This is a genomic window from Xenorhabdus entomophaga (assembly GCF_037996725.1).
Classification (GTDB): Bacteria; Pseudomonadota; Gammaproteobacteria; order Enterobacterales; family Enterobacteriaceae; genus Xenorhabdus; species Xenorhabdus khoisanae.
The window spans coordinates 1-6,600 of record NZ_JBBMXH010000150.1 but is presented as its reverse complement, the minus strand read 5'-3'; the positions used below and the strand labels follow the sequence as shown (position 1 = coordinate 6,600).

At 44.4% G+C, this 6,600-nt stretch carries 5 protein-coding genes; 4 read left to right on the top strand and 1 reads right to left on the bottom strand.

All coding sequences use genetic code 11. The features are described 5' to 3' along the window. Window positions 1–274 precede the first annotated feature (274 nt). The 4 genes from typA to fabY all read left to right on the top strand — a co-directional run bounded on the left by typA (window position 275) and on the right by fabY (window position 4,546). Complete coding sequence (typA, locus tag AAC854_RS20525; protein ID WP_340618720.1) at window positions 275–2,098, top strand: ribosome-dependent GTPase TypA; 1,824 nt, start codon at window positions 275–277, stop codon at window positions 2,096–2,098. 271 nt (window positions 2,099–2,369) lie between these two features. Then, window positions 2,370–2,987 (top strand): glucose-1-phosphatase, encoded by a 618-nt coding sequence (gene yihX, locus AAC854_RS20520; RefSeq protein ID WP_340618719.1) that lies wholly within the window; start codon window positions 2,370–2,372, stop codon window positions 2,985–2,987. A 77-nt stretch (window positions 2,988–3,064) separates the two neighbouring features. Further along, window positions 3,065–3,502, top strand: a complete 438-nt coding sequence (gene dtd / locus AAC854_RS20515) for a D-aminoacyl-tRNA deacylase (protein WP_340618718.1) — start codon at window positions 3,065–3,067, stop codon at window positions 3,500–3,502. A 126-nt stretch (window positions 3,503–3,628) separates the two neighbouring features. Continuing rightward, the gene (gene fabY / locus AAC854_RS20510; RefSeq protein WP_047963918.1) at window positions 3,629–4,546 is read left to right on the top strand and encodes a fatty acid biosynthesis protein FabY; all 918 of its coding nucleotides are present in this window, start codon (window positions 3,629–3,631) and stop codon (window positions 4,544–4,546) included. Here the strand turns inward: fabY and AAC854_RS20505 are convergent. After that, window positions 4,536–6,338: a translocation/assembly module TamB domain-containing protein gene (locus AAC854_RS20505; RefSeq protein WP_340618717.1), complete on the bottom strand. Its 1,803-nt coding sequence runs from the start codon at window positions 6,336–6,338 to the stop codon at window positions 4,536–4,538. The genes fabY and AAC854_RS20505 overlap by 11 nt on opposite strands. Window positions 6,339–6,600: the final 262 nt, after the last annotated feature.

Here is a 6,600-nt window from a genome sequence, read left to right as displayed (position 1 = left end):
CACAGGCTTCATCCTTGATTTTGATATTAGTTTGGCGACGATTATCAGATCATAAATGAAGCCTTTTTTCTATCTAAAATATACGGTTACTGCTTAAGATCCTGTATATGACAGCCCTTACAGAGCCATCCCAAAGTGATACATCTCACATTTATTTCACTCTGTAGCTATAACGTGTAAAATAGCAGCATATTTGTGTTAGATGAATACAGCGGCGTACTGCTACGCTGCATCCATGTAATATTCCTTTAAATAGTAAAAACGGTAAAAATACTTGTCAATTAATAACTTAAGAAATATCGCCATCATCGCTCACGTCGACCATGGTAAAACCACGCTGGTTGATAAACTTCTGCAACAGTCCGGTACTTTCGGTGAGCGTGCTGCAACTACTGAGCGCGTGATGGATTCCAACGATCTGGAAAAAGAACGTGGTATCACTATTCTTGCAAAAAACACTGCTATTAAATGGAATGATTACCGCATCAATATCGTAGATACCCCAGGCCACGCCGACTTTGGTGGTGAGGTTGAGCGTGTAATGTCAATGGTAGACAGTGTTCTGCTGCTGGTTGATGCGATGGATGGCCCAATGCCACAGACTCGCTTCGTAACCCAGAAAGCTTTTGCTCATGGTCTGAAACCTATCGTGGTTATCAATAAAGTTGACCGTCCTGGCGCACGTCCTGATTGGGTTGTGGATCAAGTATTCGACCTGTTCGTGAACCTCGGTGCAACAGATGAACAACTGGATTTCCCAATCATTTATGCTTCTGCGTTGATGGGTGTTGCGGGTAACGAGCATACTGATATGGCTGAAGATATGACTCCGCTGTATCAAGCAGTCGTTGAGCACGTAGAACCACCTAAGGTTGATCTTGATGGCCCATTCCAGATGCAAATTTCTCAGCTGGATTACAACAACTATGTCGGGGTTATCGGTATTGGTCGTATCAAACGCGGTACGGTAAAACCAAACCAAAACATCACCCTCATCGACAGCGAAGGTAAAACTCGTAACGGTAAAGTCGGTAAAGTTTTCAGCCACCTGGGACTGGATCGCATTGAGTCTGATAAAGCGGAAGCAGGTGATATCATCGCGATTACTGGTCTGGGTGATTTGAACATCTCCGATACCCTGTGTGAAGTCAATGCGGTTGAAGCATTGCCAGCACTGGCGGTTGATGAGCCTACCGTAAGCATGTATTTCTGCGTAAACACTTCACCGTTCTGTGGTCGTGAAGGTAAATACGTGACTTCACGTCAGATCCTTGATCGTCTGAAAAAAGAGCTGGTTCATAACGTTGCACTGCGTGTTGAAGAAACTGAAGATCCAGATGCATTCCGTGTATCAGGCCGTGGTGAATTGCACCTGTCTGTTCTGATTGAGAATATGCGTCGTGAAGGTTTTGAACTGGGCGTTTCTCGTCCGAAAGTTATTTTCCGTGAAATTGATGGCCGTAAGCAGGAACCTTTTGAGCAGGTAACTCTGGACATCGAAGAACAGCATCAGGGTGACGTGATGCAGGCACTGGGTGAGCGTAAAGGTGAAATGCGTGACATGCTGCCAGATGGCAAAGGCCGTGTTCGTCTGGATTATGTGATCCCAAGCCGTGGTTTGATTGGCTTCCGTACTGAATTCATGACTATGACTTCCGGTACCGGTCTGTTGTATGCAACATTCAGTCACTATGATGACGTTCGCCCAGGTGAGATTGGTCGCCGCCTGAATGGTGTACTGATTGCCAACGGACAGGGTAAAGCAGTTGCGTATGCGCTGTATAGCCTGCAAGAGCGCGGTAAATTGTTCCTCGGCCACGGTACAGAAGTTTATGAAGGCCAAATCATCGGTATTCACTCGCGCTCTAATGACCTGACCGTTAACTGTCTGACCGGTAAAAAGCTGACTAACATGCGTGCTTCTGGTACGGATGAAGCGACAACCCTGACTCCGCACATCAAGAAAACGTTGGAGCAGGCGTTGGAGTTTATCGATGACGACGAACTGGTTGAAGTCACTCCGCAGTCAATTCGTCTGCGTAAGCGTCATTTGACTGAAAACGATCGCCGTCGCGCAAGTCGTAGCAAAGAAGTTTAATTTCTTGGCGACACATTGCGTGTGACTGATTGAATGCGAATAGCTTAGGGTGCTTCGGCACCCTGAGTTCTTTATAATATCCCACAACATCATCTCTGCTATCCATTTCTGATAAATCCGTCTGTACAGCGAGTCAGGGCTTCGATAGCGACTCATTAAATTCAACAACCCTTCAGCAAAAAGTAATTTGCTTATTTTTTGTCTGCTCACCTTTTTTCTTAACAAAATTATGATAAAAGTACCAAACAATAAGAATCAGTCAGGAGGGGTTATGCTGTATATTTTCGATATGGGTAATGTGATTATTGATATTGATTTTAAAAGAGTTCTGGCTGTCTGGAGTAATTTGAGCGGAACGCCACTGGCAACACTGACACCGAAATTTTCATTAGGTGAACTCTTTGAAAAACATGAGAGTGGGCAAATCAGTGACAGGCAATTTGCAGAAATGATGTGCGATGAAATGGAAGTTTCGCTCAGTTTTGAACAGTTTGAGGAAGGCTGGAATGCGGTTTTTATTAGTGTCAGGCAAGAAGTCCTTGAATTAATGAATAAATTGCGTGCTCAAGAGCATCGTGTGGTTGTACTGTCAAATACAAATCGTCTGCATTTTAATTACTGGCCTGTGCAGTACCCAGAGATTGCAGCATCAACGGATTTCCTTTATTTATCTCAAGATTTAGGTATGCGTAAACCGAATCCTGATATTTTTAAATATGTGCTGGAAACTGAGGATGTGGCGGCAGAGCAAGCGGTATTCTTTGATGATATTTTTGGAAACGTTGAAGCTGCGAGAAAATCAGGTATCAATGCAATTCATGTGACTGACAGGAACGTAGTTCCTGATTATTTTAAAAGGCATGATTTCTCACTTCCCATAGACACTTAATATCTTTCGCTGATTGCGGGAGATGTTTTCCTCCACCCTCCTTGCCCAATAAGGGGCAAGGATAACAGGCAAGAAAAATGATCGGACTCATTCAGCGTGTAACACAGGCAAAGGTTGTTGTTGAAGGTGAAACTATTGGGGAAATTGGACCGGGATTACTGGTGTTACTGGGTGTTGAAAAAGACGATAACCCGCAAAAAGCCCAGCGATTATGCGAAAAAATAATGGGATATCGGGTATTCAGTGATGGGCAGGGAAAAATGAATCTGAATGTTCAGCAAGTTCAAGGCAGCTTGCTGGTTGTGTCCCAATTTACATTGGCTGCGGATACCCAGAAAGGCTTAAGGCCAGGTTTTTCTGGTGGTGCTGAACCTAAAAAAGCAGATGAACTTTATCGCTATTTTGTTGAACAGTGCCGTGTAACTGGTGTAAAAACAGAAATGGGGGAATTTGCTGCAGACATGAAAGTCAGTTTGACAAATGACGGGCCGGTAACTTTCTGGTTGCAAGTGTGAAGTGGGTGGAATATTTCAATGGATTGATTTTTACAACAATACAATAAATTACGCTAATAACCCACGGTGTGCTGCATACGTTTCCCTGATTATACATGACAACACATAAGATAAGGGGCTGTTTCTATGTACCACCTGAGAGTACCTCAAACAGAACAAGAGTTGGAAACCTACTACCAATTTCGTTGGGAGATGCTGCGTAAGCCGCTCCATCAGCCTATTGGTTCAGAGAAAGATGGTTACGATTCTATGGCTCATCATCAAATGGTGGTGGATGAACAGGGTAGTCCGCTTGCTGTTGGGCGCTTATATATCAATGCGGATAATGAAGGGGCTATCCGTTTTCTGGCTGTACATCCCCATGTTCAGCGGAAAGGACTGGGTACACTGATTGCGATGGCTTTGGAATCTGTAGCCAGACAGGAAGGGGTGAAACGGGTTGTTTGTAGCGCCCGGGAAGATGCCGTTGATTTCTTCGATAAATTGGGTTTTCAAAACCGGGGCCTGATCAATGGTGCCAAGGCAGCACCGATTAACCATTTTCTCATGATCAAACCTATCGTGAGCCTTGATGATATTTTGCATCGCCCTGACTGGTGCGCAGAATTGCAACAAGCATGGCATAAGCATATTCCCCTGAGTGAAAAGATGGGGCTTCGTATCACTCAATATACAGGGCAGCGTTTTATCACAACGATGCCTGAAGCCGGAAACCAAAACCCACACCATACTATTTTCGCCGGCAGTTTGTTTTCACAGGCCACTTTAACGGCATGGGGGCTGATTTGGTTGCTGTTACAGGAGCGCCAACTGGGCGGAGACATCATTTTAGTGGATGCCAATATGCGCTACCGACAGCCGATTACCGGGCGCCCCAGTGCAAGTGCGGATTTTAATAACATGAGTGGTGATCTGGCCCGCCTTGCCCGGGGCAATAAAGCACGTGTAACACTGGAAGTGCAGGTTAGCGGTGAACACGGTGTTGGTAGCGTATTCACCGGCACTTATATTGTTATGCCACCCGAACGTTTTGCTACAGCTTGATTTTAGCGCAGACTTGACTCTCCATTGCAGGGTGATTGTCTGCTGTAGCGTGTTCAGCACCCGGGCTTTCTACAGGAGAATGTGTTGTCGGGGTACAGCGATTCGTTGAAATCAAACCTTGCTCAATAGACTGTGACTCTTTGCCTGATGATTTATTTTCGGCATTCAATGTGCCATGGATTGTTCCTTTAATATCATCAGCAGAGAGGTCACCAGTAATCGCCAGTGAGAAATTTCCTTCTCCTTGAATATTGAGCGGTATCCAACCCCATTGTGGCAGGATATTCAGATCCGCATTCATTCCTGTGAAATTGAGATTAAAAGGGATTTGGGAAGGTTGTTGTTCAACGGTTCCGGTTATTTTTAGCAGCCCATCACCTGTGAAGGCATCTAATTTATCAATAGTTACCTTGCCATCTGTAGCGTGCAGTTGCAGATAAGGGCGTGCAAGCTCAATTTTGTTGAATGTTCCTCCAGTGGCTTGCAGATAGGCCTTACCACTCCACAATCCCCAGTTGCCATTTTTCAAAATATCCATCTTATCAATATGGCCTGAAAGGGTGGTTAATTGGAACGGAAAACCGGGATTGCCATCAATCAGCAGAGTATTATTGATGGTAATGTCATTTAATTGCAGTCCTGAAATCCATTCTGGTGCGGTTTTTTTGAAATTGTTGAGCCATCCCTCTGGCAGGATATAAAGTAACCCGGTTACAGAGCTATCCTTGATAGTCAGTTGGCGGTTTTTGCGATCCCATTGGGACTGGATATTAAATAATCCCTTTTGATAATGGGTTGTCAGGTGAGCAATGGTAAAAATATCATCAGAAAAGCGGAGCTTCCCAAGCGTGTCGCTGAACTGTGCATTATTGAATGCCATGTTCATCGCATTAAAATCAATCAATCCATCTTCAGCATCCCAACTGCCCTTAACCAGCCCCAAATTTTTGATGGTGCCATCTAAATAATCGGCTGACCAGTTTGAGCCTTGCATCTTGGCATTGGTGATATTGAGGTCTTTAACGTAAATAGCGGGAAGATGGCTGATTTTTTCCTTCAATGTGCTCAGTGCCATCGGCGATTGCCAGCGAATATCGCTGATGAGGATATTGTTCAATTTCCAACTGCCGTCCGGCAACCGCTGACCATCACCAGAAATGGCACCCTGTAGAAATGTTGCGCCAAACGCATCGACAGTCAGGGTGTTATCCTGATAACCGCCTTGCATAATGACATTTTCAACCGGAATATCATTTAAACGGATTTCAGAGGCGCTGAATTGATATTTCCCGTTACCAAACGGGTTTTCCACAGTAGGAACCCAAGGCGTAATGCCACCGGTAATATTTTTTCCTTGAATGTCAGTATTCGGATTGTTTAACTGAACATTCATCTGGTTCAGTTGCAAAATATCAGCTTGTAACGGAAGAGGAAATTGGTTTTCTGACGCTCTTCCTGATAATAATATCAGGGTTCCCTGTTGCAGTGTCAGGCGATGAAGATTCTGGGATGTCAGCAGATCCTGCCATTTAAAATCAAGGTTGATGGTTTTGGCACTGAGTGAAAAGGGGTTCTGCTTATCACTGATATCCGCATGGCTTAATGTCAGGGTGGCAGGTTGCCGCCAACTATGGCTGATGCCCGCAATGCTGATTTGGTAATGTCCTTGCTTGCTAAGCCACTGACTTAACTGTTTAGCTCCCCAGTGGGTTTGAATAACAACATAGATAACTATCATTGCTAAAATCAGCAACAATATCAGTGTGACAAAAAATTTCCCTAACCACTTCATGAATGCACCTCAGCATGGCCTCCTAATCGAAATCCTTTTATGCCGCAAAATGGATAGGCACTCAATAGCTGACACTGATAAAAATATGATTTGGTGTACTTTTGGGTAAGTGAGTAAAGATATTGCGAATAACTACGCAAAATGAATGCAAAAATCTATGGTCTTCCCCGTTTTTGCAACACTCATTTTGATGTATGGTTGGCTTGCTTAAATCTATCCGGCGTCTCTATGAGTATGGATACCCGCGCCACGATGAGTTCTG

Bases quoted from the DNA above. Each gene is read 5' to 3' on its own strand.
- AAC854_RS20505 (WP_340618717.1), bottom strand. From the start codon at position 6,338: ATGAAGTGGTTAGGGAAATTTTTTGTCACACTGATATTGTTGCTGATT.
- yihX (WP_340618719.1), top strand. From the start codon at position 2,370: ATGCTGTATATTTTCGATATGGGTAATGTGATTATTGATATTGATTTT.
- dtd (WP_340618718.1), top strand. From the start codon at position 3,065: ATGATCGGACTCATTCAGCGTGTAACACAGGCAAAGGTTGTTGTTGAA.
- fabY (WP_047963918.1), top strand. From the start codon at position 3,629: ATGTACCACCTGAGAGTACCTCAAACAGAACAAGAGTTGGAAACCTAC.